At 35.8% G+C, this 25,625-nt stretch carries 28 protein-coding genes; all 28 read left to right on the top strand.

The window, feature by feature from the left end:
* Positions 1-21 precede the first annotated feature (21 nt).
* The 28 genes from BCELL_RS12315 to BCELL_RS12180 all read left to right on the top strand — a co-directional run bounded on the left by BCELL_RS12315 (position 22) and on the right by BCELL_RS12180 (position 25,573).
* Entirely contained in the window at positions 22-384 is a 363-nt protein-coding gene (locus tag BCELL_RS12315) for a response regulator (protein WP_013489080.1), read from the top strand.
* Positions 385-411: 27 nt separating this feature from the next.
* Positions 412-1,092: a flagellar biosynthetic protein FliO gene (gene fliO, locus BCELL_RS12310; protein WP_049786641.1), complete on the top strand. Its 681-nt coding sequence runs from the start codon at positions 412-414 to the stop codon at positions 1,090-1,092.
* Positions 1,085-1,753: a flagellar type III secretion system pore protein FliP gene (gene fliP / locus BCELL_RS12305; protein WP_013489078.1), complete on the top strand. Its 669-nt coding sequence runs from the start codon at positions 1,085-1,087 to the stop codon at positions 1,751-1,753. Before fliO ends, fliP begins: the two co-directional genes overlap by 8 nt.
* 13 nt (positions 1,754-1,766) lie before the next feature.
* Positions 1,767-2,036 (top strand): flagellar biosynthesis protein FliQ, encoded by a 270-nt coding sequence (fliQ, locus tag BCELL_RS12300; protein ID WP_013489077.1) that lies wholly within the window; start codon positions 1,767-1,769, stop codon positions 2,034-2,036.
* Positions 2,037-2,042: 6 nt separating this feature from the next.
* On the top strand, positions 2,043-2,822 hold the full coding sequence (fliR, locus tag BCELL_RS12295) for a flagellar biosynthetic protein FliR (protein ID WP_013489076.1): 780 nt from the start codon (positions 2,043-2,045) through the stop codon (positions 2,820-2,822).
* Positions 2,823-3,902, top strand: coding sequence for a flagellar biosynthesis protein FlhB (flhB, locus tag BCELL_RS12290; RefSeq protein WP_013489075.1), 1,080 nt, complete (start codon positions 2,823-2,825; stop codon positions 3,900-3,902).
* A 44-nt stretch (positions 3,903-3,946) separates the two neighbouring features.
* Positions 3,947-5,986, top strand: a complete 2,040-nt coding sequence (flhA, locus tag BCELL_RS12285) for a flagellar biosynthesis protein FlhA (RefSeq protein ID WP_013489074.1) — start codon at positions 3,947-3,949, stop codon at positions 5,984-5,986.
* Complete coding sequence (gene flhF, locus BCELL_RS12280; RefSeq protein WP_013489073.1) at positions 5,983-7,098, top strand: flagellar biosynthesis GTPase FlhF; 1,116 nt, start codon at positions 5,983-5,985, stop codon at positions 7,096-7,098. The genes flhA and flhF overlap by 4 nt, the downstream gene beginning before the upstream one ends.
* A gap of 4 nt (positions 7,099-7,102) precedes the next feature.
* Positions 7,103-7,996 (top strand): MinD/ParA family protein, encoded by an 894-nt coding sequence (locus tag BCELL_RS12275; protein WP_013489072.1) that lies wholly within the window; start codon positions 7,103-7,105, stop codon positions 7,994-7,996.
* A 19-nt stretch (positions 7,997-8,015) separates the two neighbouring features.
* On the top strand, positions 8,016-9,080 hold the full coding sequence (locus tag BCELL_RS12270; RefSeq protein ID WP_013489071.1) for a protein-glutamate methylesterase/protein-glutamine glutaminase: 1,065 nt from the start codon (positions 8,016-8,018) through the stop codon (positions 9,078-9,080).
* Between the two features lie 13 nt (positions 9,081-9,093).
* Entirely contained in the window at positions 9,094-11,130 is a 2,037-nt protein-coding gene (locus BCELL_RS12265; RefSeq protein ID WP_013489070.1) for a chemotaxis protein CheA, read from the top strand.
* A 92-nt stretch (positions 11,131-11,222) separates the two neighbouring features.
* Positions 11,223-11,702: a chemotaxis protein CheW gene (locus tag BCELL_RS12260; protein WP_013489069.1), complete on the top strand. Its 480-nt coding sequence runs from the start codon at positions 11,223-11,225 to the stop codon at positions 11,700-11,702.
* Positions 11,702-12,343: a chemotaxis protein CheC gene (locus BCELL_RS12255; RefSeq protein WP_013489068.1), complete on the top strand. Its 642-nt coding sequence runs from the start codon at positions 11,702-11,704 to the stop codon at positions 12,341-12,343. The genes BCELL_RS12260 and BCELL_RS12255 overlap by 1 nt, the downstream gene beginning before the upstream one ends.
* Positions 12,336-12,842, top strand: a complete 507-nt coding sequence (locus BCELL_RS12250; protein WP_013489067.1) for a chemotaxis protein CheD — start codon at positions 12,336-12,338, stop codon at positions 12,840-12,842. The genes BCELL_RS12255 and BCELL_RS12250 overlap by 8 nt, the downstream gene beginning before the upstream one ends.
* Complete coding sequence (locus BCELL_RS12245; protein ID WP_013489066.1) at positions 12,842-13,087, top strand: hypothetical protein; 246 nt, start codon at positions 12,842-12,844, stop codon at positions 13,085-13,087. The genes BCELL_RS12250 and BCELL_RS12245 overlap by 1 nt, the downstream gene beginning before the upstream one ends.
* A 53-nt stretch (positions 13,088-13,140) precedes the next feature.
* Complete coding sequence (locus tag BCELL_RS12240) at positions 13,141-13,905, top strand: FliA/WhiG family RNA polymerase sigma factor (protein WP_013489065.1); 765 nt, start codon at positions 13,141-13,143, stop codon at positions 13,903-13,905.
* A gap of 66 nt (positions 13,906-13,971) precedes the next feature.
* Positions 13,972-15,348: a flagellar assembly protein A gene (locus BCELL_RS12235; RefSeq protein WP_013489064.1), complete on the top strand. Its 1,377-nt coding sequence runs from the start codon at positions 13,972-13,974 to the stop codon at positions 15,346-15,348.
* Positions 15,349-15,446: 98 nt separating this feature from the next.
* Complete coding sequence (locus BCELL_RS12230) at positions 15,447-15,776, top strand: hypothetical protein (protein ID WP_013489063.1); 330 nt, start codon at positions 15,447-15,449, stop codon at positions 15,774-15,776.
* Positions 15,777-15,790: 14 nt separating this feature from the next.
* Positions 15,791-16,312, top strand: a complete 522-nt coding sequence (locus tag BCELL_RS12225) for a DUF6115 domain-containing protein (protein ID WP_013489062.1) — start codon at positions 15,791-15,793, stop codon at positions 16,310-16,312.
* Between the two features lie 162 nt (positions 16,313-16,474).
* Entirely contained in the window at positions 16,475-17,173 is a 699-nt protein-coding gene (gene rpsB, locus BCELL_RS12220; protein WP_013489061.1) for a 30S ribosomal protein S2, read from the top strand.
* A 149-nt stretch (positions 17,174-17,322) separates the two neighbouring features.
* Positions 17,323-18,207 carry a translation elongation factor Ts gene (gene tsf, locus BCELL_RS12215; protein WP_013489060.1) on the top strand — a complete coding sequence of 295 codons (885 nt, stop codon included), beginning with the start codon at positions 17,323-17,325 and terminating at the stop codon, positions 18,205-18,207.
* Positions 18,208-18,313: 106 nt separating this feature from the next.
* Positions 18,314-19,039 (top strand): UMP kinase, encoded by a 726-nt coding sequence (gene pyrH, locus BCELL_RS12210; protein WP_013489059.1) that lies wholly within the window; start codon positions 18,314-18,316, stop codon positions 19,037-19,039.
* The gene (gene frr, locus BCELL_RS12205) at positions 19,039-19,596 is read left to right on the top strand and encodes a ribosome recycling factor (RefSeq protein ID WP_013489058.1); all 558 of its coding nucleotides are present in this window, start codon (positions 19,039-19,041) and stop codon (positions 19,594-19,596) included. The genes pyrH and frr overlap by 1 nt, the downstream gene beginning before the upstream one ends.
* A 165-nt stretch (positions 19,597-19,761) precedes the next feature.
* A complete protein-coding gene (locus tag BCELL_RS12200) occupies positions 19,762-20,532 on the top strand; it encodes an undecaprenyl pyrophosphate synthase (RefSeq protein ID WP_013489057.1) in 771 nt (256 codons plus the stop codon).
* A 15-nt stretch (positions 20,533-20,547) separates the two neighbouring features.
* Positions 20,548-21,339 carry a phosphatidate cytidylyltransferase gene (locus tag BCELL_RS12195; protein WP_013489056.1) on the top strand — a complete coding sequence of 264 codons (792 nt, stop codon included), beginning with the start codon at positions 20,548-20,550 and terminating at the stop codon, positions 21,337-21,339.
* A 41-nt stretch (positions 21,340-21,380) separates the two neighbouring features.
* Positions 21,381-22,529: a 1-deoxy-D-xylulose-5-phosphate reductoisomerase gene (locus BCELL_RS12190; RefSeq protein WP_013489055.1), complete on the top strand. Its 1,149-nt coding sequence runs from the start codon at positions 21,381-21,383 to the stop codon at positions 22,527-22,529.
* A gap of 13 nt (positions 22,530-22,542) precedes the next feature.
* Positions 22,543-23,802: an RIP metalloprotease RseP gene (rseP, locus tag BCELL_RS12185; protein ID WP_013489054.1), complete on the top strand. Its 1,260-nt coding sequence runs from the start codon at positions 22,543-22,545 to the stop codon at positions 23,800-23,802.
* A 70-nt stretch (positions 23,803-23,872) separates the two neighbouring features.
* Positions 23,873-25,573, top strand: coding sequence for a proline--tRNA ligase (locus tag BCELL_RS12180; RefSeq protein ID WP_013489053.1), 1,701 nt, complete (start codon positions 23,873-23,875; stop codon positions 25,571-25,573).
* Positions 25,574-25,625 lie beyond the last annotated feature (52 nt).

Genomic DNA, 25,625 nt, shown 5'->3' with positions numbered 1-25,625 from the left:
CGAATAAGGGGAGGCATTAACATGGCGGTAAAAGTATTAATAGTAGATGATGCTGCATTTATGAGAATGATGATTAAAGATATATTGACTAAAAATGGTTTTGAGGTAGTTGGTGAAGCTGGAGATGGTGCACAAGGAGTGGAGATGTTTAAAGAGCATAAGCCTGATCTTGTCACAATGGATATAACAATGCCAGAAATGGATGGTATCACATCTCTGAAAGAAATTAGAAAAGTGGATCCAAATGCAAAAGTCATTATGTGCTCTGCTATGGGGCAACAAGCGATGGTAATTGATGCGATACAAGCAGGAGCAAAAGACTTTATTGTAAAACCTTTCCAAGCTGAACGTGTACTAGAAGCGATTAATAAAACACTTGGGTAGGTTATCATTAGAGGGGTGTTGTTATTCGTGCAACTAAAAAGAGTGTTTTTATTAACCATTGTAGGAGTGTTCTTGTTACTCCCCTCTACTTACTTAGCAGATGATTGGGGCGAGGGGAACGGAAATGTTGGTGACATGCTCAATAGAACTGAACATGAGCCAATTAATAGTGATCAAGAAGAAGGCTCACCTGCAATTGTAGATAGTACTGAGGATGATGAGACATTCACAGTGGAAAACAATCAAAGTGTTTTATGGCTAACTATACAAATGTTTCTCGCACTTGGATTTATTATTTTCCTCATATATGGATTACTAAAGTTTGTAAATAGTAAAAGTAAATCATTCCGTCAGCACAGTACTTTAGAAAGTATTGGTGGAATTTCACTTGGTTCAAACCGGTCAGTACAAGTGGTACGTGTAGGAGATAAGTTGTTTGTATTAGGCGTTGGGGATTCTATTCAATTATTGAAGGAAATTGAAGATCAAGAGGAAGTAGAAAGAGTTATTCAAGAAAATAAACCAAAAGAGGTTTTTGATGAACCAATGATGAAGCTATCAACTTGGTTTAAAGAACGGCTTAATGGCGCTACTCCTTCAACGGACGAAAAGAAAAATTTTCAGCACCTTCTTAATAGAGAGTTAAAAGAAGTAAAGGAATCCAAGGATAGGATTAACCAAGCTTTGAAGGAGAAGAACAATGATTGAAATACCAGCACTTGATATTTTTAGTGAGGATCCTAACAATTTAACTACTACTGTATCATTGTTATTACTGTTAACAGTTCTTTCCATCGCACCTAGTATATTAATATTAATGACATGCTTTACTCGTATTGTTGTCGTTTTATCATTCGTTCGATCAGGATTGGCTACACAACAAATGCCACCAAATCAGGTGTTAGTCGGATTAGCATTATTTATTACATTTTTTATCATGGCACCTGTTTTTTCAGAAGTGAATGAGCAAGCTTTACAGCCAATGTTCGCTGGAGAAATGACACAAGAAGAAGCTTTTGATGCTGCGGCACTTCCTATGAAAGAGTTCATGGCTCAGCATACTAGAGAAAAGGATTTAGCTTTATTTATGGGGTATGCAGGCTTACCTAGGCCAGAGACATTGGATGATATACCGCTTACCGCACTAGTTCCTGCTTTTGCAATTAGTGAACTAAAAACGGCTTTTCAAATTGGATTTATGATATTTATTCCTTTCCTAGTGATAGATATGGTCGTTGCTAGTGTACTAATGTCTATGGGGATGATGATGCTACCACCAGTCATGATCGCATTACCATTTAAAATATTACTGTTTGTTATGGTTGATGGGTGGCACTTAGTAGTGCGCTCATTGCTACTTAGCTTTTAAAGGATGATGAAATGTGAATCAAGAAACGGTTATTTCCTTAGCTGAACGTGGTGTATATACGGTTATTATGATAGCAGGGCCACTATTAATTACTGCATTAGCTATTGGATTATTAGTAAGTATATTTCAAGCAACTACACAAATACAAGAACAAACACTTGCCTTTATACCGAAAATAGTTGGTGTATTAGTTGCGTTAATCGTATTTGGACCTTGGATGTTATCTATAATCATATCGTTTGCAGAACAAATTTTTAGTAACTTGCACCATTTTATAGGGTGAAGATAAATGATTGAAATCATACAGTGGCTACCTGCCTTTATGTTAGTTTTAGTTAGGGTATCTGCTTTCCTAATTACCCTACCTTTTTTTTCATATCAAAACATTCCAGCACCACTAAAAATAGGTTTAGCACTTTTTATATCGTGGATTATGTTCTTTGCTGGTGATTGGCCAGCACTTGAAATAAACTATCATTTTTATTTACTCATTATAAAAGAAGCGCTTGTTGGTCTTACTGTTGGTCTAATAGCCATGATTTTATTATACGCCATTCAAGTAGCTGGTGGAATTATTGACTATAAAATGGGATTGATGATTGCCAATGTCATTGACCCTCAAACTGGGGCACAAAGTCCATTGACAGGAAGTTATTTATATACGTTTTCTATTTTATTTTTATTAGCTACAGACGCACATCATCTATTGTTAGACGGAGTCTTTTACAGCTATCAGTTTATACCAATGGATCAACTGTTTATTCCATTTGGTAATGAGGCTATTTTAGACCATGTTGTAGTCACCTTCAGTACGATGTTCTTAATTGCTTTTCAAATGGCAATGCCTATAGTTGGGTCCATTTTTCTTGTAGATTTAGCCTTAGGTATGGTTTCAAGAGCGGTACCACAAATAAACGTGTTTGTAGTAGGGATGCCGTTGAAAGTATTAGTTGGTTTTATTTTGTTATTGCTTGTAATGGCTCCATTTTTTATGGTAGTAAATCAGCTTATTGAAACGATGATCATCACAATGAGGACGTTAATGGAACTGTATGGAGGGGTAACTTAAATGTACATCAAGCTTGACATACAGTATTTTGCTCAAGAAAAGACAGAAAAAGCAACACCTAAAAAGAGGAAAGAATCTAGACAAAAAGGACAAGTCTCGAAAAGCTCAGATGTGAATACTTCCTTTATACTTTTATTCGTATTTTTAGCTTTTTGGCTAATGGGGAGCTTCTCGGTTGATCAGTTAATTGGTATTACAAGGTATTCGTTTCAGGAGTATTTGCTGATGGAGCTGACGGAAGCAAATGTTTATTCTATGTTTATTAACTTCAGCATACAAGCAGCAATTGTAGTAGGGCCATTTATGTTTATTGCGATGCTAGCGGCTATTTTTAGTAATTACTTACAAGTAGGTATTTTATTTGCTCCAGAAGCTATAAAAATGAAGTTAAGCAAACTTGATCCAATTCAAGGGGCAAAACGAATTTTTTCTGTAAGAGCACTAGTGGAGTTTTTAAAATCATTATTAAAAATAGTATGTGTTGGATTTGCAGGTTTTACAGTAATTTGGATAGCTATTGATGATATTTTAATGCTATCACTATATTCTGTTGGTGAAAGTGTAAGACTCATCGGAAATTTACTCATTATGATGGGGTTAGCTGTAGCATTTCTACTCATCTTTTTATCCGTTTTTGATTACTTATATCAAAAATACGATCATGAAAAAAATATTAAAATGTCGAAACAAGATGTGAAAGATGAATACAAAAAAACAGAGGGTGACCCTCTAATAAAATCAAAGATAAAAGAGAAACAACGCCAAATGGCAATGAGTAGAATGATGGCTGAAGTTCCAAAGGCAGACGTTGTAATAACGAACCCTACTCACTATGCCATTGCACTTAAATACGATGACCAAAATATGGCCGCACCTATTATTGTAGCTAAAGGAGTTGACTTCATTGCATTAAAAGTGATTAACATCGCTAAAAACAATAATGTGATGACAGTTGAAAATAGACCATTAGCTAGAGCTTTGTACGCTCAAGCTGATATTGGAGATCCTGTACCAGAGGATTTATTTAAAGCAGTAGCAGAAGTGCTTGCTTATGTATATCGAATACAAAATAAACTTTAAGTTATTTTTTTATAGATGGAAACTAGTTAGGAGAGAAGCGCAAAATGCCTATTAAAGATTTTAGTATATTGCTCGGGGTTATTCTTATCGTTATCATGCTCATAATCCCTTTACCAACAGGGATTATTGACTTTTTAATAATAGTAAATATAACGATTGCGCTATTAATTATTCTAGTTTCAATGAATACGAGAGAACCACTACAATTTTCTATTTTTCCTACCTTGTTATTATTAATTACTTTATTTCGTCTCGGATTAAATGTATCTACTACGAGATCTATTCTTGATAAAGGTGATGCGGGGAATGTAATTGATACATTTGGACAATTTGTTGTAGGAGGAAATGCACTTGTAGGGTTTGTCGTATTTATTATTTTAGTTGTTATTCAATTTGTGGTAATCACAAAAGGTGCTGAGCGAGTTTCAGAGGTTGGCGCAAGGTTTACGTTAGATGCGATGCCTGGTAAACAAATGAGTATTGATGCTGATTTGAATGCAGGTATGATATCTGACACTGAAGCAAGGGAAAGAAGAAAAAAAATAGAACAAGAGGCTGACTTTTATGGTTCTATGGATGGAGCGAGTAAATTTGTAAAAGGGGATGCGATTGCTGGAATTGTAATCGTACTAATTAATGTTATTTTCGGACTCGTAATCGGAATGGTGCAGCAAGGACTACCACTCGCTGAGGCTGCGCAAAAATACACTCTATTAACGGTTGGGGATGGATTAGTAAGTCAAATTCCCGCACTATTAATATCAACAGCAACTGGAATTGTAGTAACAAGAGCTGCCTCTGAAGGTAATTTAGGTCATGATGTTACGAAACAGTTATTTGCATATCCTAAAATGTTGTATGTGGCAGGTGGGACGATTGCACTATTGGGTTTTGCAACTCCAATTGAAGCAATTGTAACAACAACTGTTGCTATCGTTCTCGGGATTGGTGGGTTTATGCTCGGAAGAACGGAACAGCAAGCTATGCAAATGGAAGATGCTGAAGGAGAAATAGAGGATCAAGAAGAGGATATTAAATCACCAGAAAGTGTAGTTAACCTACTTCAAGTAGACCCGATTGAATTTGAGTTTGGGTATGGTTTAATACCGTTAGCTGATGCAAACCAAGGCGGAGATTTACTTGATCGAGTGGTAATGATTCGCCGTCAATTAGCGATTGAAATGGGCATGATTGTGCCAGTTATTAGAATTAGGGATAATATTCAGCTTCAACCTAACGAATATTCGATAAAAATAAAAGGGAATGAAGTAGCAAAAGGGGAGTTACTTTTAGATCATTTTATGGCGATGAGTCCAGGTGTAGAAGATGAGAACATTACAGGAATTGAAACTGTGGAGCCAGCCTTTGGCTTACAGGCACTTTGGATAGGTGAAGACATAAAGGACCAAGCAGAATTAGCAGGCTATACGGTTGTAGACCCACCATCCGTAGTCTCTACCCATTTAACAGAAGTAATCAAGAGACATTCACATGAACTTTTAGGTAGACAAGAAACGAAACAGCTTATTGATCACCTAAATGAATCTTATCCTACGCTAGTAGAAGATGTTACACCTAATCCACTATCGACTGGGGAGATACAAAAGGTTTTAAGTCGTTTATTAAAAGAAAAAATTTCAATAAAAAATTTACCAATTATTTTTGAAACGTTGGCAGATTATGGACAAATGACGAAGGATACAGATCTACTAACTGAATATGTGCGTCAATCGCTATCGAGACAAATTTCTAGGCAGTATGCTTCAGAAGGAGAACCGCTTTACGTCATTACTGTTAGTGGGTCTGTTGAAAAGCATATAGCAGATGCGATTCAGCAAACAGAACATGGCGGATTCTTAAATATGGACCCGAACATGATGCAATCCATTATCGAGGCGACGGTGCAGGAAGTAGAAAGAATGCAAGAAACAGGGCAAATGCCGATCATTTTATGTTCTCCAGCAGTACGTATGTACTTTAGACACTTAATTGAAAGGTATATACCACAAGTTCCTGTTTTATCCTATAACGAGTTAGAAGCCCATGTTGAGGTGCAAAGTGTAGGGGTGGTGAATGTTTCGTGAAGGTAAAAAAGTATACAGCAAAAAATATGCCAGAAGCAATGGCTAAAATAAGAGCAGAGCTAGGCAATGATGCAGTAATTTTAAATTCAAAAAGGGTAGATAGTGGCGGTTTTTTAGGATTCTTTACAAAGTCAATGATTGAAGTAATAGCTGCTATAGACCCTGAGATAAAACAATCTGTTAAAAGAAAAACGAGTAACAGAGAGAGAGTTCCCAAAAGTCAAGTCGCTTCAAAATCTGAATTAGCGCAAGAAATTAATCAAATAAAACAATTGATAGAGCAAAGACTAACAACTTATGCCAACAGCACAGATAGTGGAGACTACCCTGGCCATTTAAAAGAGATTAATGAACTTCTCAACTCTATAGATGTTGAGGATGTTTCAAGGCTACAAGTGATGAAGCAGCTTTTAAAACGTTGGTATTCCGAGAATGGCGACGAAAAATCAAAAGAGACGATTCATGAATGGACCAAGGAGATTATTAATGATCTTCTTTCTCACATTGATTATAGTCCTTTTAACTATAAAAAACGTTTTTTAAATGTTGTCGGTCCTACCGGTGTAGGGAAAACAACAACTTTAGCTAAAATAGCTGCTAAAATAGCAATTTCTGATGGAAGAAAAGTGGCGTTTATCACTACAGACACATACAGGATTGCTGCTATTGAACAATTAAAAACATATGCAAAAATATTAAACGTACCTGTCGAAGTAGTTTATTCCATTGAAGACTTTAAAAATGCGAAGGACCGCTTAAGTGAGTATGACGTCATTTTAGTTGACTCCGCCGGTAGGAATTTTTTAAATGATTTATATGTGAAGCAACTCGGGGAAGTGATTGATTTTAACGAAGAAATGGAGACACACCTCGTTTTGTCTCTTACATCTAAATATAATGATATGAAAAAAATTATTGATCAATTTCAGGCTATAAATATTAATAAAGTAATTTTTACAAAGGCTGATGAAACACAGTCCCACGGGGCTATGTTAAATGTTGCATTAAACTATGGCATTGGATCATCATATATTACATTTGGACAAAACGTACCGGATGATATCGCTTTAGCTACAAAAGAAAAAGTAGTTGAACAACTTTTGGGGAGCTGAATGAATGGTGAAAGATCAAGCGGACGTTTTAAGAGAAAAGATGCTATCAGCAAATAATAAAATAAATAATGTTAATGTTATTGAAAAAAATGCCAAAGTAATTGCGGTTGTAAGTGGTAAAGGTGGAGTAGGTAAGTCTAACTTTTCAGTCAATTTTGGAATTTCGTTACAAAGATTAGGTAAGCGCGTATTAATTATCGATCTTGATATAGGAATGGCGAATGTTGACATATTACTTGGTAAAACATCTTATCATTCCATTGTTGATTTGTTAGAACGAGAGCTATCCTTAAAAGATATTGTAGAGAATGGTCCAGAAGGGCTATCTTATATCTCAGGGGGATCAGGACTTGCAGAAATCTTTGAAATGGATCAAATGAAAGTAAATGACTTCTTATCAAAGCTGTCCGAGTTAGAAAAACAATTTGATTATATACTTTTTGATATGGCTGCTGGTATTTCAACAAATAGTCTTAGCTTCTTGTTGTCTGTTCATGAAATTATTATTGTAACAACGCCAGAGCCTACTTCAGTGACAGATGCATATGCAGCCGTGAAACATATCACACTTCAAGATGATCAAATTCCTGTTTCACTCGTTGTAAATAGAACGAGAAACTCTAGGGACGGTGAATCGACCGCACAAAATATGATAACAGTATGTTCACAATTTCTAAAAAAAGATCTACATCATATCGCTTCGGTTCCTGATGATGAAGTAGTGTGGAAAGCTGTAAGGTCTCAAACACCATTTGTGTTGAAATTTCCAAAATCAAAACCTGCAATTGTCATGAGAAACACAGCAAAATTCTTTGAAAATAAAAATAAGAAAATGGAGTCAACTGCCACTGTAGGCCATAGCTTTGTTTCTAAACTAAAAAGTTTTTTCAAATCGTAAAGTAGAAAGGAGATCTCTCATGATTAAAGTTCTAGTAGTGGATGATTCAGCATTCATGAGAAAGATGATCAGCGATTTACTAGAAAAAGACGCACGAATCAAAGTAATTGGTAAAGCTCGTAATGGAAACGAAGCAGTAACACAAATAAAGAAGTTACAGCCAGATGTAGTAACACTAGATGTTGAAATGCCAATATTAAATGGACTCGAAGCGTTAAAGCGGATTATGAGTGAATCTCCTGTACCAGTGATTATGCTGTCAAGCATTACAAAGGAAGGAACTGAAACAACAATAAAAGCAATGGAATACGGTGCTTTTGATTTTGTTTCAAAGCCTTCGGGCTCTATTTCGTTAGATATTTATAAAGTCCAAAAAGAATTAGTTGAGAAGGTGATTTATGCGTCAAAAGTCCCGATCGCTAAATTACAAAAGGATGTTGAATGTCGTGCACCTTCGATAGATGAAAAACAGTTGCAACAAATTAATAATAATAGCAAAAACAAGTTAACAGAAAAGGGTATTATCGCAATTGGAACTTCAACAGGAGGTCCGAAAGCGCTTCAAACAGTTTTAACTAATTTACCGTCTGATCTTCCTTACCCAATATTAATTGTACAGCACATGCCAAAAGGCTTTACGAAATCATTAAGTGAGCGCCTTGATAAATTATCAAAAATTAAGGTGAAAGAAGCAGAGGATGGAGAAATTATAAAAAAAGGTGTTGCCTATATCGCTCCTGGAGGATACCATTTAAAAGTAAGAGGTATTGGGACTTCTGTAGCAGTTCATTTGGATCAATCGGAATTAGTGAAAGGACATCGACCTGCAGTTGATGCATTATTTTATTCATTATCTGCATTAAGAAATGTCGATGTTATGGCAATAATTTTAACAGGTATGGGATCTGATGGTACGAAAGGTCTAGTGCAGCTGAAGGGGAATACAAAAACAATTGCGATTGCAGAGTCTAAAGAAACAGCGATTGTCTATGGAATGCCAAGAACCGCGGTTGAAACAAATTTGGTTGACGAAGTGGTTAAATTAGAAGATATCACACAAACAATATTGAAGCATTGTACATAGGGAGGGAACTGAAATGGAGAAAAATGAATACTTAGATATGTTTATTGAGGAAAGTAAAGAACACTTGCAAGCGATGAATAGTCATTTGTTAGAACTAGAAGAAAATCCAGAAAATGAATCAATTGTAAACGAAGTGTTCCGATCTGCACATACGTTAAAAGGAATGTCTGCTACGATGGGGTACGAAGATTTAGCAAGTTTAACCCATCAAATGGAAAATGTTTTAGACCAAATTAGAAATGGTGTTGTAAAGGCTTCAAGTGAATTACTAGATGTTGTTTTTGAGTCTGTGGATCATTTAGAAGCTATGGTTGAAGATATAGCTTCTGGAGGAGAAGGCAAGCGAAATGTAAAAGAGGTAGTTTCAAAACTAGCTAGAATTGAATCAGGCGCACCGCTAGAAGAGGTTGCAGCAACATTACATGAAGTCGATGCTGAAACTGTTCAATCAAGTGGAATTCCAGCTTTTGATCCGTTTGAAGTAACCGTTCTTACACAGTCTCAAGAGCAAGGCTTTTATGCATACCAAGTAGCGATTAGCTTAAGAGAAGATTGTATTTTAAAAGCTGCAAGAGTGTATATGGTTTTTGAAGTGTTAGAAAAAATGGGGGAAGTAATTAAATCAATCCCAACTGTGGATCAATTAGAAGAGGAAAACTTTGATCTTAATTTTTCTGTCACATTAGTATCAAAAGAAAGTGCTAATGATGTACAAGGGAAAGTATTAAAGGTTTCTGAAGTAGATACTGTTGAAGTATCGGATATTGATATTAAAAGATTGAATTCACCAGAAAAAGAACAAGCAGAAAAAGTGAAAAAAGACAGCAACGAAATAGATAATGAAAAACCTGCTACTACACAAGTACAACGAGAAGAGAACCAAAGTAATGGAAAAAGCAATTCAAATAAAACGATTCGCGTAAATATTGAACGATTGGATCGCTTAATGAATTTATTTGAAGAATTAGTTATAGATCGTGGTAGATTAGAACAAATTTCCCATGATCTAAATAATAACGATTTAACAGATACGGTAGAGCATATGTCCAGAATTTCAGGTGACCTACAAAATATTATCCTTAACATGAGGATGGTTCCAGTAGAACAAGTATTCAATCGCTTCCCTAGGATGGTAAGAGGTTTAGCAAAGGAACTAAATAAGAAGATTAATCTCGAAATAACGGGTGCAGATACAGAATTAGATAGAACGTTTATAGATGAAATTGGTGACCCTCTAGTACACCTTCTAAGGAATTCTTTAGATCATGGTGTAGAAACGCCAGACGTAAGAAGAAACGCAGGGAAGAGTGAACAAGCAACAATATCACTAAAAGCATATCATAGTGGAAATCACGTGTTTATAGAAGTTGCAGACGATGGTGCAGGGATTAATGCGGAAAAAGTTTTAGAAAAAGCAATTAACAGTGGTGTAGTTTCTGCTGAAGTTGGAAAAACATTAACAGATCAAGAAGTATACGAATTGTTATTTGCAAGTGGATTGAGTACAGCTGACCAAATATCAGACATTTCAGGACGTGGCGTTGGACTAGATGTTGTAAAAAGTAAGATAGAATCCCTTGGAGGATCTGTCTCAGTTGAGTCAACAAGAGGAACTGGTACCTTGTTTACTATTCAATTGCCATTAACTTTATCGATAATTTCTGTCATGCTAGTAGAAATCCAAGATGAAATTTATGCGATACCATTATCGTCAATTATTGAGACAGCAATTATAAAAGAAGAAGAAATTATGCACGCGCACAATCAAAGGGTAATAGATTTTAGAGGTAGTGTCGTACCGTTAATTGATATGACCGAATTATTCGAGGTTCCAGTTACAAAAGAGCAAAATGAATATTATTCCATTGTTGTTGTTCGAAAAGGTGATAAAATGGCAGCTTTACAAGTCAATTCATTTATCGGACAGCAAGAAATCGTATTGAAAACTCTAGGTAAGTATTTAACATCAGCCTTTGCTATTTCTGGCGCTACCATTTTAGGGAACGGACAAGTGGCACTAATTGTAGATTGTAATTCTATTATTCTATAAATGTACAATAAAGAACTATGTACGGATATGTAGTTCCATGTAATAATATGATTAAAATCTGTCGAAATATGCTATTAATTGGAGGGTAAGATATGAATGATCAAACAATGATTCAAGATAGTAAAATTATTGTATTTCAGTTGAAAAATGAAGAGTATGGAGTAGGTGTAGAACAAGTTCGATCCATAGAAAGAGTACAACAAATTACACGAGTGCCAAAAGCACCTGAGTTCGTAAAAGGGGTAATCAATTTAAGAGGGATAGTTACTCCGATCATTGATCTTAGAAGTAGGTTTGATATGGATGAAATCGACCACACGGATAATACTAGAATTATCATTGTTTCTGTTGACGAAATGGATGTTGGTCTAATAGTTGATGCAGCCAATGATGTAATTGATATACCAGAAAGTGAAATTGTCCCACCACCTGAAGTGATTGGTGGGGTACAAGCTGATTATATTCGTGGTGTTGCGAAATTAGAAAAAAGGTTATTAATCATTTTGAACCTTGATAAAGTACTTAGTACTGAGGAGATAAGTGAAATGAGAAATATCGAGGCAAAAGCATAATGAGCGATTATAGCCAAATTCACTCCCAGCATTTAGATGTACTAAAAGAAGTGGGGAACATTGGAGCCGCTCACGCCGCTACAGCTCTTTCTAAATTGTTAAACAAAACAATAGATATGCATGTTCCTGCAGTTCGAGTAGTTCCTTTCCATGAAATAAGCGAATTTGTTGGCGGTGATGAGGCTGTAGTTGCTTCAATATTTTTAAGAATTCAAGGCGAGGTAACAGGAAGCTTATTTTTCATGCTTCCTGTTAATGAAGCGTCCATACTTATCCGTCACCTAACTAAGGACGCTTCATTTGATTTTTCAACAAATGAAGTACCTGAAATGGGAATTTCTGCATTTAATGAAATGGGAAATATTTTGGCAGGCTCTTATCTGTCAGCATTATCCGATTTTACGTCCTTGAACTTACAGCCAACACCACCTGCTTTTGCTGTAGATATGACGGTAGCTATATTAAGCCACGGCTTAATTGAAATATCTCCAATAGCTGATTATGCCATTTTTATTGATACGAAGATAAGTGAAAAAGATGAGCAAAATGTTACACAAACACAAGGGCATTTCTTTTTACTCCCTGATCCAGACTCATTTGGCAAAATATTTAAATCATTAGGGGTAACTGTGAATGAATAATACTGTACTCACCGGAACGGTTATTAAAGTTGGCATGGCGGACTTAAATTTTGCGAATCCACCGAATAAGATACGAACATCTGGATTAGGTTCTTGCGTAGGCATCATTATTTATGATGAATATTCAAAAATGTGTGGTATGGCACATGTGATGTTACCTGAATCGTCGATCGCCCGTAATGGAAAAATTCAACGTGCGAAATATGCTGATACTGCATTGGAGGATTTAATTAAAACACTTATTACTGACGGTGCCCTTCCGTTTAGATTAAAAGCTAAGATAGCCGGTGGTGCACAAATGTTTCAGTTCTCGTCAAATAACGATACGATGAGAATTGGGCCTAGAAACGTAGAAGCGGTAAGAAGTGTATTAAAAAACTACAATGTAAAAATTTTGAGTGAGGATGTTGGTGGAAATAGTGGTAGAACAATTGAATTCGATCCTCAAACTTGTATGCTAGAAATAAGAACTGTAAATAAAGGAGTGAAGATGATCTAATGTCACAAAAAACCAAATGGATTTTTGTCTTTGGATTGTTGAGTTTCATTATCGTTTTTGTTAGCTCCTTTTCTGTAAATGCTATATATACTACAGTTTTTCGAGCTAGTATTTCCCTTATTATAGGAACTTTTATAGGCTACTTTTTTTATTGTATTTGGACTTGGATTGCTATTGATTTTTCTGCAAAGACTATAGAACCAGGTAAACATAGTAATAACAATGCTAATGAAGAGATAGACTAAACGAGATAAGCATTGACCTGTACTTCATTTTAGGATGATAGGAGGAGCCCTAAATGCCACAAATTAATGCAACTAAACAGTTACAACATGATTGGTCGCGTTGGAGTGAGGATCGTGACGAAGTTGCTTGTGATCGATTAGTACAAGCATATTTACCGTTAGTAGACTACCATGTTCAACGTATAGGTGCAAACCTTCCTAGAAATGTCCAGCTTGATGATTTACGGAGCAATGGAATGTTAGGTCTATATGATGCATTAGAGAAGTTTGATGAAAAAAGAGAACTGAAATTTGATACATATGCATCTTTTCGTATAAGAGGAGCAATCATTGATGGTTTAAGACAAATGGATTGGTTGCCAAGGTCCGTAAGGGAGAAGACGAAAAAAATTGATCAGGCTACAGAAAAGCTTGAGCAACAGTATGGACGTTACGTTAACCCTAAAGAAGTAGCAGACTATTTAGGGATGAATGAAGAAGATGTCTATAAAACGATTAATGAAAGCTATTTAGCACACCAACTATCTATCGATGAACCAGCACAAGATTCAGAAAAAGAGGATTCCTTTACTGCTACAATAATGGATGAGAAAACGTTAACTCCGGAGCAACATATAGACAAAAAAGGACAAATGGAAGAGCTCGCAGAAATAATAAAAACCTTTAACGAGAAAGAACAACTGATCATAAGCTTGTTTTACTTTGAGGAATTAACACTAACAGAAATTGGTGAAATTCTAAATGTGTCAACCTCTAGAGTTTCTCAAATACACTCAAAAACAATTTTTAAGCTTCAACAAAAGTTATTGTCTAAATAATGTAATACTTCAAATGAAACTATAATAAAGAACATTAGGCCTTTTACAGAAAGAAGGTTGATGACGATGCAGTCACTTCATGATGTTTATGAAATAGAAATAACTGACGATAAACTAAAAGCATTTTTAAAACAGTCTAATAAACGAGAAGATCCAGTAAGTGTGGATGAATTAAAGGCGTTTATTCGTGAATGTGGTGTTTGTTTTGGGGTGAAGGAAGACGTTTTAGGGACTATCATAGAGAGTGATTTACAAGAAAAGATATTAATAGCAGAAGGAACACCTCCTATAAAAGGAGAAGATGCCTTTTTAAAGCCTGAGATTCTTACAAAAGAAAAACAGCTTCAAGAGATTGATGATGATGAACCTATCAATTTAAGAGAAGTAATGGAGATACCCTCTGTTTCAAAAGGTACTGTGATTGGGGTTAAAGTAGAAAGAACAGCTGAAATTAACGGAACTAATGTGTTAGGCCAAGAAATAAAAGCACAACCAGGACGCGATTTAAAGCTGCGGCAAGGTAAAAATACACGAGTTAGTGAAGATGGAAAAGAGATTGTAGCTACTTTAGATGGTCAACTGAGCATAGAGCCGAAAGTTATTCATGTCTATCCCGTATACGAGGTAAATGGCGATTTAGATTTGAAGGTAGGAAACATAGACTTTGTAGGAAATGTTAATATAAGGGGAAACGTACCAGCCGGTTTTAAAATAGTAGCAAAAGGTGACATACGTGTAAGAGGTTCAGTAGAAGCAGCAGAATTAATAGCGGGAGGCTCTATTTTTGTTGAACAAGGAATAGTTGCACAAGGGAAAGGCTTGTTACAAGCAAAAGGTGATTTACACACGTCTTTCATTAATCAAGGGATAGTAAAGGTAGAAGGAGATGTTCACGTATCACAATCTATTCTACATAGTACTATTCATGCGCAAGGTAATGTATATTGTAAAGAACGTAGAGGTAATATCGTTGGTGGTAATATATCTGCTGTTAAAGGAATTGAAGTGAATGAAGTAGGTAATTCGATGAGTACTCCTACATCTCTTTATTTAGGTATTAGTCAAGAGATGCTACAAAAGCAAAAACAATTAGAAAAAAAATTAAAGCAACTAAATGACGAAAATGGGAAGTTGGAATTGTTACAATTAAAGCTTACAGAAAAAGAAAAAGCAGGTTTATTAAAACCTCAAGAAAGAATAATGAAGCTAAGAATACGAAATACAATGATAGAATCAAAGAATAATATAGATGAAATTAATGAAGAATTATTAGAACTGCAGGATGTACTTCACTCGCAAAATGAAGCATCTATTCGAATTTATAAAGATATCTTTACTAATTGTGATATATTTTTTGGAAAATATCGCAGAAAAATAGTTTCAAAGCATCATTATGTTATGTTTAAATTAGACCAAGGGGAAATCGTACTTCAAACTTTATAATCATTTATTAACGAATTGTAATAAAGCGCTTGCAAATGCTATGGCGAGCGCTTTTAATATCTTTCATTAAGATAAAGGTGTATAAAGGAGCGTAAGAGATGAGCGGCTTAAAATCAATCGAGCTTCAAGTTGCAGTTCCACGTTCACAAACAGCAGGACAGATCCAAGAGCAGTTACAGCAAAGGGGAATAATTACACAAGAACAGCTTCAACAAAAACAGCTGAAAGAACAAGAACGAATGAAAAAACGAGTAGCAGAGTCCGAGACAGTAGTAAACAAAAAAGTTAAAGAAGAAAGTAATAAAAAGCAAAAACAACAGCAAGATAACCAACATAGAGATAAATGGAGTGAGAAAGAATTACGTGGAGATGAACATAAAAGAGATTCTCATCCGTATAAAGGAAAGCACGTGGACTTAAAATGGTAAAGGAGTATTGCTAGATGTTCTATTTACTAATTATTAGCTTTATGCTTCACTTTGTAAGTATTTATTTTATGATTATCTTATATCAGAGACAATCAAAAGAACAGCCTATAAATAATGAAAAAGTAATAAAAGAGATGGAAGATATCTTGATTTCTTATACGACAGAAATGAAAGAAGATAATGAAAGACTTTATCAAGAATTAATAAATAAAGAAAAAACAAAAAATACCAACAATGTTAAACATATAAAAGAAGTTACTTTGAAGGAAAATGTAATCAATAATAAAAAAGTTGAAACATCTACAGAGGATATAAATAAGACGGGAGCGAATGATCTACTTAATCAAGTATTGGGTGATGAAAATTATAATGACTATTCTCCACCTTTTCCAGAGGAAGATCAAGTGGAGGTTGATACGTCATCTACATCTAAAATCTTGTCGCTTCATCAACAAGGTTTATCAATAAATGAAATTGCTAAGAAATTAGATATGGGAGTCGGAGAAGTGGAGCTATTATTAAAGTTTCATAAATAATCATTCGACACCACTTGTCATCACTCTGACAATGTGGTATATTATTTCTCGGTGTTAATCATCACACACGTTTCTAGATTTAAGTGGCGGTGCTGCAAAAAGCAGTTCCACTTGAAGAAGATAGGAACGGAGGCTAATAAAACCAAATAGGAGGTGTGTAGTATGGCAGTGATATCCATGAAACAATTATTAGAAGCAGGGGTACATTTCGGACATCAAACACGTCGCTGGAACCCAAAAATGGATCGCTACATCTTCACAGAAAGAAACGGTATTTACATTATTGACTTACAAAAAACAGTAAAAAAAGTTGACGAAGCATTTAATTATGTTCGTGACTTAGCTGGTCAAGGCGGAACAATGCTTTTTGTAGGTACAAAAAAACAAGCACAAGACGCAGTGAAAGAAGAAGCTGAACGTTGTGGTATGTACTTTATTAACCAACGTTGGTTAGGTGGTACATTAACGAATTTTGATACAATTCGCAAACGTATCGGTCGTTTAAAAGACCTTGAGCGTATGCAAGAAGATGGTACGTTTGAAGTTTTACCTAAAAAAGAGGTTGTTCTACTGAAGAAAGAAATGGATCGTTTAGAAAAATTCCTAGGTGGAATTAAAGATATGGATAAACTTCCAGACGCTTTATTTATCATTGATCCTCGTAAAGAACGTATTGCTGTTGCAGAAGCACGTAAATTAAATATTCCTATCGTTGGTATTGTAGATACTAACTGTGACCCGGATGAAATTGATTACGTTATTCCTGCAAACGATGATGCAATTCGCGCTGTACGTTTGTTAACTGCAAAAATGGCAGATGCTATTATTGAAGCTAACCAAGGTGAAGAAACAACTGCTTAAAATGTTGTCCAAAAGGGTGATAGAGGGCTTGACCCTTTATCACCCTTTTTTAAAAGATATTCTCGCTATTAAATGTATTTAATAGCTTAATACTAGTAAAAGTATCTTAACCACATAATTACATACTCAAATTTAAGGAGGAATTACCCATGGCAATAACAGCAGCGATGGTAAAAGAGTTACGTGAAAAAACTGGTGCAGGAATGATGGATTGTAAGAAAGCTTTAACAGAAACTGATGGTGATATGGAAAAAGCAATTGATTTTTTACGTGAAAAAGGAATTGCTAGTGCAGCTAAAAAGGCAGACCGCGTAGCAGCAGAAGGTCTAGCGCATATTAAAGTAGAAGGAAACACTGCGGTAATTGTTGAAATTAATGCAGAGACAGACTTCGTTGCGAAAAATGAAAACTTTATTAGTTTAGTGGATACTGTTGCTTCCCATCTTTTGAATAATAAACCAAGTGATGTTGAAGCTGCTTTAGCACAAGACTTTGATGGTGATGCAGATACTTTAAATAACTATATTAATAATCAAATTGCAAAAATCGGAGAAAAAATTTCACTACGCCGCTTTGCGGTAGTAGAGCGTTCTGACAATGAAGCATTTGGTGCTTACCATCATATGGGGGGAAGAATTGCTGTATTAACGCTTCTTGACGGTACGCAAGATGCGGATTTAGCAAAGGATATTTCTATGCATATTGCAGCTATTAACCCTAAATACATTAGCCGTGATCAAGTTTCCCAAGAGGAAGTTGAGCATGAGCGTGAAGTATTAAAGCAACAAGCTTTAAATGAAGGTAAACCAGAAAAAATCGTTGAAAAGATGGTTGAAGGCCGTTTAGGTAAGTATTTCGAAGATGTATGTTTAAATGATCAAGCATTCGTAAAAGATAGCGACCAAAAAGTTGGTAAATTCTTATCTTCTAAAGGTGCTTCTGTAAAAGAATTCTATCGTTTTGAAGTTGGAGAAGGAATCGAGAAGCGTGAGGAAAACTTTGCAGAAGAAGTTATGTCTCAAGTAAAAAAATAATGATAATATCTAGAAGGGGCACATTGTGTCCCTTTTTACTAAGAGTAGTAATAAGCCAATGAAAGAATATTAACAGCAGCTGCTGAATGAGATTTTGGAGGGTATTATGGAGAAACCAAAATACAGTCGAATTGTGTTAAAATTAAGTGGTGAAGCATTAGCAGGAGATCAAGGGTATGGAATTGATCCATCTGTCATCCAATCCATAGCCGAGCAAATAAGAGATATTATTGATTTAAATGTCGAGGTAGCGATTATTGTCGGTGGTGGTAATATTTGGCGAGGGATGGCTGGTAGCGCTAAAGGGATGGATAGAGCAACAGCAGATTATATGGGAATGCTAGCTACTGTTATGAACTCATTAGCTTTACAAGATAGTCTTGAGACAATCGGCGTTCAAACACGCGTTCAAAGCTCAATAGAAATGAGACAAGTTGCTGAGCCTTACATAAGACGTAGAGCCATAAGGCATTTAGAGAAGAAAAGAGTAGTTATCTTTGCTGCAGGGACTGGGAATCCATATTTCTCAACAGATACTACGGCAGCATTAAGAGCGGCTGAAATTGAAGCAGATGTTATCTTGATGGCTAAAAATAAAGTGGATGGTGTATATAGTGCAGACCCATCTGTTGATGCTACAGCATTTAAGTATGAGACGTTAACATATCTTGACATTTTGAAGGATGGATTAGCGGTAATGGATTCAACAGCATCCTCTCTTTGTATGGATAACAACATCCCGTTAATTGTTTTTTCTATCATGGAAGAAGGTAATATTAAACGCGCTGTTTTAGGTGAAGAAATTGGTACAATAATAAGGGGGAAAGAATAATGTCAAACGAAGCACTCAAACAAGCAGAAGTGAAAATGAGTAAGTCAGTAGAAGCATTTCGAAAAGAGTTAGCTACTATAAGGGCTGGTCGAGCTAACCCATCATTACTAGATAAAGTGCAAGTAGAATACTACGGAATGATGACACCATTAAATCAATTAGCATCGATTGCAGTGCCAGAGGCTCGAATGCTTACAATCCAACCTTTTGACAAGTCTTCATTACAAGATATTGAAAGAGCGATTCAAAAAGCAGACTTAGGGTTATCTCCTACAAATGATGGAAATATCATTCGTATCGCAATACCTGCGCTAACTGAAGAAAGAAGAAAAGAACTCGTTAAACTAGTTGGACGTTACTCAGAAGAAGCAAAAGTAGCTGTTAGGAATATCCGTCGAGATGCAAATGATGAATTGAAAAAGTTAGAAAAAGATGGAGAGTTAACAGAAGACGATCTTCGATGGAACCAAGATGAAGTACAAAAACTGACAGATGGTGTCATTAAAGACATCGATGAAATTGCAAAATCAAAAGAGCAAGAAATAATGGAAGTATAATTGAAAAACATGTAAAATTAACGTTGTAAAAGACCCTCTTCCTTCCAATGGGGGTTTTTTACACTTTTAACTAATTTCGAATATAAGAATTAATGAGGTTTAAATTTAGATAGAAAAAACCATGCTTAATGAGAGAACTTCTTTTGGCCATTTGGGGGAAAAGGTATGTTAAAAAGATTAGCCGAATTGAGAAAGCAAAAAACTAATTCCATAAGAACAGTTGATGAGATTGACAAAGATAATATACCAAAACATATTGCAATCATCATGGACGGGAATGGAAGATGGGCGAAAAAAAGAGGACTTCCTAGAATCGCAGGACATCGAGAAGGTATGAATGTTGTTCGCAAAATAGTTAAACATGCCAATCATTTAGGTGTTGAAGTGTTGACGCTATATGCATTCTCCACAGAAAATTGGAAACGGCCTAAGGGTGAAGTAGATTTTTTGATGCGTTTACCTGAGTTGTTCTTAAATAAAGAATTACCTGAGCTTATAAAAGAAAATGTAAAGGTACGGTTAACAGGGACGAAAGAGAACCTTCCTATACACACTCTTCGCGCAATCGATAAGGCAATAAAAGATACAGAAGATAATAACGGATTAATTTTAAATTTTGCATTGAATTATGGTTCTCGTTCAGAAATTATTGAAGCTGTTAAAAAGCTATATTCGACTATCGACAACGAAGGTACTTCGATTGATGACATTACAGAAGAAAGTCTTGCGAAATACTTAATGACATCGGAACTTGATGATCCAGATCTACTCATTCGAACAAGTGGAGAAATTAGGTTAAGTAATTTTATGTTATGGCAACTTGCGTATACGGAGTTCTGGTTTACGGAAGTATTATGGCCTGATTTCTCGGAAGAAAGTTTAGAAGAAGCTATCAGAGTATACCAAAATAGAGCGCGTAGGTATGGAGGTTTATAGAGAGGAGGAAAGCCAATGAAGCAAAGAATTATTACCGCTGTTATTGCAGGGGCAGGTTTTTTATCATTAATTATCATTGGGAGTTGGCCTTTTACTCTATTAATGGTAGCCCTTGCCACTATTGCTATGAGTGAACTATTAAAAATGAAACAAATCAATTACTTTTCTCCAATAGGGTTGTTAAGCTTTTTTCTAATGTGGTTACTGCTCGTTCCAGAAGCAATTATGTCTACTGACTGGCTACATATTAATAAGTTTGAGATGTTCTTATTACTTATTATTCTTTTATTAGCTTTAACAGTCATTACAAAAAATTCATTTACTTTTGATGAAGCGGGTTTTGTTATTTTATCTTCAGTTTACATCGGCTTTGGATTTCACTTTTTCATCTATACGAGGTTTTTAGATCAAGGTTTAGAGCTAATATTTTTTATATTAATATTAGTATGGGCGACAGATTCGGGTGCATACTTTGCTGGTAGAAGTTTTGGTAAACATAAATTGTGGCCGGAAATTAGCCCTAAAAAGACAATAGAAGGTGCAATTGGAGGCATCATTTTAGCGTTTACTGTTGGTGTAATCTATACGTTGTTTATACCCCTTTTTGTTTCTTTCGTTACGACAGTAATATTTATTATAGTTGTATCTATAACAGGGCAATTAGGTGATCTCGTTGAATCAGCTTTAAAAAGATATTACTCAGTAAAAGACTCTGGACAAGTTTTGCCGGGACACGGTGGCATTCTCGACCGCTTTGATAGTTTAATCTATGTGATGCCAATTCTTTATTTACTTAATCTTATATAAATTCATACAATAGACTAAGAGAAATAAAAGAGGAGACTTTTATGAAAAAAATTGGTTTGTTAGGATCAACGGGATCGATTGGAGTTCAAACTTTAGATGTTATTCGAGCTCATAAATCTTCATTTCAATTAGTTACGATGAGCTTCGGAAAAAATATTGAAAAAGGGCTTGCTCAAATAAATGAATTTCAACCTTATATTGTTAGTGTCGAAACGAAGGAAATAGCGGATCAAATTGCTCACCAGTTACCTTCACATGTCAAGCTCGTATATGGCGCTGAAGGCATCATTGAAGTAGCAACTTATCATAAAATGGATCTGTTAGTGAATGCGGTGATGGGGAGCGTTGGGCTTAAACCAACGTTAGCAGCTATTGAGTCTCGTATAGATGTTGCTATTGCAAATAAAGAGACGTTAGTCACTGCAGGTCATTTGGTTACCCAATTGGCGGAAAAAATGGGAGTAGAGCTTATCCCTGTTGATAGTGAACATTCAGCTATTTACCAATGCTTAGAAGGTAATATAGAAAAAGAGGTATCAAGAATTATATTAACTGCTTCAGGTGGAAGTTTTCGTGACAGGTCTATAGAAGAATTAAAAACTGTTACGATTGAAGATGCATTAAATCACCCTAATTGGAATATGGGGGCAAAAATAACAATCGATTCAGCTACAATGATGAATAAAGGATTAGAAGTGATTGAAGCGAAATGGTTATTTAATATTCCATATGAAAAAATTGATGTAATCTTACATAAAGAAAGTATCATTCACTCCATGGTTGAATATATTGATGGTAGTGTACTAGCCCATTTAGGTAGTCCAGATATGAGGGTGCCAATTCAATATGCTTTAACAAAGCCAGAAAGACTTGATATGTATGAAGGGAAAAAATTAAATTTATGGGAACTAGGTGCACTACATTTCCAACAGGTGGATTACGAAAGATTTCGATGCTTACACTTGGCTTATGAAGCTGGTAAAATCGGTGGAACAGCACCAACGGTACTCAATGCAGCTAATGAAATAGCAGTATCACTCTTTTTACAAGGTAAAATCACGTTTTTACAAATTGAAGAAATAGTAGAAAAAGCGTTGATGATGCATCGCACTAGTAATTCTCCCTCTCTTGAGGAAATTGTCTCCGTTGATAAAGATACGAGAGAAAAAATACTATCCTATATAAGCTAAAGGTTGTGTTGTTATGAATACTTTCATTTCTATTATTGTTATTTTTGGTTTGCTTGTTTTTATCCATGAATTTGGACATCTTATCTTCGCTAAGCGAGCAGGGATATTATGTAGGGAATTTGCAATTGGATTCGGACCTAAAATTTTTTCATTTAAGCGGTCTGAAACTGTTTATACTATTCGTTTATTACCTCTAGGTGGGTTTGTTAGAATGGCTGGCGAAGACCCCGAAATGATACAAATAAAGCCCGGCTATGAGATAGGATTACTTTTTAATAACCAAGGGAAAGTACGTCAATTAATTATTAATAACAAGTCAAAGCATCCTGATTGTAAAGTTATTCAAGTAGAAAAAATTGATTTAGAAGACAAACTATTCGTCTCTGGCTATATTGATGATCAAGAAGACTTAATAACTTACTCCATTGACGATAAGGCAGAATTTATTTATGATGAACAAGCTACACAAATAGCACCGTTAGACAGACAATTTGGGTCTAAAACAAAGTCTCAAAGAGCAATGGCTTTGTTTGCAGGACCGATGATGAACTTTTTATTAGCAATTGTTATTTTAGCCATGTATGCATGGCTTGCAGGAACACCGGTAAACGAGTCTGTTGTTGGAGATGTAATAGAGGATGGTGCCGCAATCGAAGCAGGACTTGAAAAAGGTGATGAAGTATTAGCGATTGATGGACAACAAGTCGAGACATGGCAAGAAATGACGGCTATAATCCAATCTAATCCTAATGAGCCTTTAGATTTTCTTGTACAGAGAGGAACGAATCAATTTGAAGTTACGATAACTCCAGATGAAAGAGTAGGCCCAGACGAACAAGTACAAGGGGTAGTTGGAATATATCAACAAACGGAAAAATCCTTAATTGGTGCTGTAGCATTTGGATTTACACAAACATATGAGTTTACGAAGTTAATTTTTGAATCTCTAGGAATGTTAATAACAGGTCAGTTCTCACTAGATCACTTGGCAGGACCAGTTGGTATATACAGTTATACAGATGAGGTAGCTACATTGGGATTCCTTATGCTTATGCAATGGACGGCTATCTTAAGTGTAAACTTAGGGATAATTAATTTACTACCTTTACCAGCACTTGATGGAGGACGTCTATTATTTATAGGACTTGAGGCTCTAAGAGGAAAACCAATTGACCCGCAAAAAGAAGGGCTAGTTCATTTTATTGGTTTTGCGTTGCTCATGCTCCTTATGTTAGTTGTAACTTGGAATGATATTAACAAATTTTTCCTATAGATGATAAGGTTATATAAATGTGATGAAACGCTGCGTGTTTATTATGAATGAAAATGTTGAGGTGACATAGATGAAACAAAGTACGTTTTTAGCGCCAACATTAAGAGATGTACCTAGTGATGCAGAAGTTACTAGTCACCAGCTTATGCTGAGAGCAGGGCTGATCCGTCAAAGTACTTCCGGTGTTTATTCATTATTACCACTTGGGTTAAAAGCACTAAAAAAAGTCGAAGCTATCGTTCGTGAAGAAATGAACCGAGCAGGTGCACAGGAAATGCTCATGCCAGCTATTCAACAGTCTGAACTTTGGAAGGAGTCTGGCAGGTGGGAAGCTTATGGACCTGAATTAATGAGATTGCACGATCGCCATGGAAGAGAGTTTGCTTTAGGCCCAACACACGAAGAAGTTATTACAACCGTTGTTAGAGATGACGTAAAAACGTATAAAAAACTTCCGATGACACTATACCAAATCCAAACAAAGTTTCGTGACGAACGCCGACCTCGTTTTGGGGTGCTTCGTTCACGCGAATTCTTAATGAAAGATGCTTACTCTTTTGATACTAGTCAAGAAGGGTTAGATGAAAGCTACAATAAAATGTATGAAGCATATACAAACATATTTACGAGATGTGGCCTTGACTTCCGGGCCGTGGTAGCTGATTCCGGAGCGATGGGAGGAAAGGATACTCATGAATTTATGGTGTTATCCGAGATTGGTGAGGACACTATCGCGTACTCTGATTCTTCTAGTTTTGCAGCGAACATTGAAATTGCACCTGTTAACGTTGAGTACGAAACTACTAATGAATTGTTAAAGGAAAAAGAGTTAGTTAACACACCAGAAAAGAAATCAATCGATGAAGTAGCTGAATTTCTACAGGTTGAACGTCAAAAGTTAATTAAGTCGATACTTTTTATCGTAGATGAAAAACCAGTTCTCGTACTCGTTAGAGGAGATCATGAGGTTAACGATATAAAAGTGAAAAATTTATTCGATGCGCAACTTGTCTCGCTTGCAACAGAAGAAGAAACTAAAAAGTTCTTAAAAACCATACCTGGGTATATCGGTCCAGTTAACATTGATGGTACAATAGAAGTAGTTGCAGACCATGCCATTGGCGCATTAGTAAATGGTATTTGTGGCGCGAATAAAGAAGATACCCATTACGTAAACGTGAATATGGATCGCGATTTCAAAGTAAGTCAGTTTGCGGATCTCCGAAACATACAAGAAGGTGATCCATCACCTGATGGAAAAGGAACAATTCGATTTAAAGAAGGCATTGAGGTAGGTCATGTATTTAAGTTAGGAACAAGGTATAGTGAAGCTATGGGAGCGATGTACCTTGATGAAAACGGAAAAAATAAACCGATGATTATGGGCTGTTACGGCATTGGTGTAACACGAACCCTTGCCGCAATTATAGAACAATTTCATGACGAATCAGGAATTATCTGGCCGACTTCTGTAACCCCTTTTGATGTACACATCGTTCCAATAAATATGAAGCAAGAGGAACAAAAGCAGTTAGCTGAGGAATTGTACAATGAATTAACCGAAGAGCGCTTGGAGGTTCTAATAGACGACAGACCTGAGCGTCCTGGTGTGAAATTTAAAGATGCTGATTTGTACGGTTTTCCTGTAAGAGTAACTGTTGGGAAAAAAGCGAACGAAGGTGTTGTAGAGCTTAAAGTGAGAAAAACAGGAGAAACGTTGGAAGTTCATAAAAAAGATCTATTACGAACAATGAAGGAATTACTAAAATAAACGTGAACAAGTGGGTGTTTCAGAAGGTTACTTATAGCCTCCTTTTGAGACA

It is taken from the genome of Evansella cellulosilytica DSM 2522, assembly GCF_000177235.2.
Lineage (GTDB): Bacteria > Bacillota > Bacilli > Bacillales > Salisediminibacteriaceae > Evansella > Evansella cellulosilytica.
This window is presented reverse-complemented; position numbering and strand designations above follow the sequence as displayed.

Bases quoted from the DNA above. Each gene is read 5' to 3' on its own strand.
- frr (WP_013489058.1), top strand. From the start codon at position 19,039: ATGTCAAACGAAGCACTCAAACAAGCAGAAGTGAAAATGAGTAAGTCA.
- BCELL_RS12240 (WP_013489065.1), top strand. From the start codon at position 13,141: ATGCCACAAATTAATGCAACTAAACAGTTACAACATGATTGGTCGCGT.
- BCELL_RS12270 (WP_013489071.1), top strand. From the start codon at position 8,016: ATGATTAAAGTTCTAGTAGTGGATGATTCAGCATTCATGAGAAAGATG.
- pyrH (WP_013489059.1), top strand. From the start codon at position 18,314: ATGGAGAAACCAAAATACAGTCGAATTGTGTTAAAATTAAGTGGTGAA.
- fliR (WP_013489076.1), top strand. From the start codon at position 2,043: ATGATTGAAATCATACAGTGGCTACCTGCCTTTATGTTAGTTTTAGTT.
- BCELL_RS12225 (WP_013489062.1), top strand. From the start codon at position 15,791: ATGTTCTATTTACTAATTATTAGCTTTATGCTTCACTTTGTAAGTATT.
- rseP (WP_013489054.1), top strand. From the start codon at position 22,543: ATGAATACTTTCATTTCTATTATTGTTATTTTTGGTTTGCTTGTTTTT.
- BCELL_RS12275 (WP_013489072.1), top strand. From the start codon at position 7,103: ATGGTGAAAGATCAAGCGGACGTTTTAAGAGAAAAGATGCTATCAGCA.
- BCELL_RS12190 (WP_013489055.1), top strand. From the start codon at position 21,381: ATGAAAAAAATTGGTTTGTTAGGATCAACGGGATCGATTGGAGTTCAA.
- tsf (WP_013489060.1), top strand. From the start codon at position 17,323: ATGGCAATAACAGCAGCGATGGTAAAAGAGTTACGTGAAAAAACTGGT.
- BCELL_RS12235 (WP_013489064.1), top strand. From the start codon at position 13,972: ATGCAGTCACTTCATGATGTTTATGAAATAGAAATAACTGACGATAAA.
- BCELL_RS12195 (WP_013489056.1), top strand. From the start codon at position 20,548: ATGAAGCAAAGAATTATTACCGCTGTTATTGCAGGGGCAGGTTTTTTA.
- flhB (WP_013489075.1), top strand. From the start codon at position 2,823: ATGTACATCAAGCTTGACATACAGTATTTTGCTCAAGAAAAGACAGAA.
- BCELL_RS12200 (WP_013489057.1), top strand. From the start codon at position 19,762: ATGTTAAAAAGATTAGCCGAATTGAGAAAGCAAAAAACTAATTCCATA.
- BCELL_RS12250 (WP_013489067.1), top strand. From the start codon at position 12,336: ATGAATAATACTGTACTCACCGGAACGGTTATTAAAGTTGGCATGGCG.
- BCELL_RS12260 (WP_013489069.1), top strand. From the start codon at position 11,223: ATGAATGATCAAACAATGATTCAAGATAGTAAAATTATTGTATTTCAG.
- BCELL_RS12315 (WP_013489080.1), top strand. From the start codon at position 22: ATGGCGGTAAAAGTATTAATAGTAGATGATGCTGCATTTATGAGAATG.
- BCELL_RS12245 (WP_013489066.1), top strand. From the start codon at position 12,842: ATGTCACAAAAAACCAAATGGATTTTTGTCTTTGGATTGTTGAGTTTC.
- BCELL_RS12180 (WP_013489053.1), top strand. From the start codon at position 23,873: ATGAAACAAAGTACGTTTTTAGCGCCAACATTAAGAGATGTACCTAGT.
- fliP (WP_013489078.1), top strand. From the start codon at position 1,085: ATGATTGAAATACCAGCACTTGATATTTTTAGTGAGGATCCTAACAAT.
- rpsB (WP_013489061.1), top strand. From the start codon at position 16,475: ATGGCAGTGATATCCATGAAACAATTATTAGAAGCAGGGGTACATTTC.
- flhA (WP_013489074.1), top strand. From the start codon at position 3,947: ATGCCTATTAAAGATTTTAGTATATTGCTCGGGGTTATTCTTATCGTT.
- BCELL_RS12265 (WP_013489070.1), top strand. From the start codon at position 9,094: ATGGAGAAAAATGAATACTTAGATATGTTTATTGAGGAAAGTAAAGAA.
- BCELL_RS12255 (WP_013489068.1), top strand. From the start codon at position 11,702: ATGAGCGATTATAGCCAAATTCACTCCCAGCATTTAGATGTACTAAAA.
- BCELL_RS12230 (WP_013489063.1), top strand. From the start codon at position 15,447: ATGAGCGGCTTAAAATCAATCGAGCTTCAAGTTGCAGTTCCACGTTCA.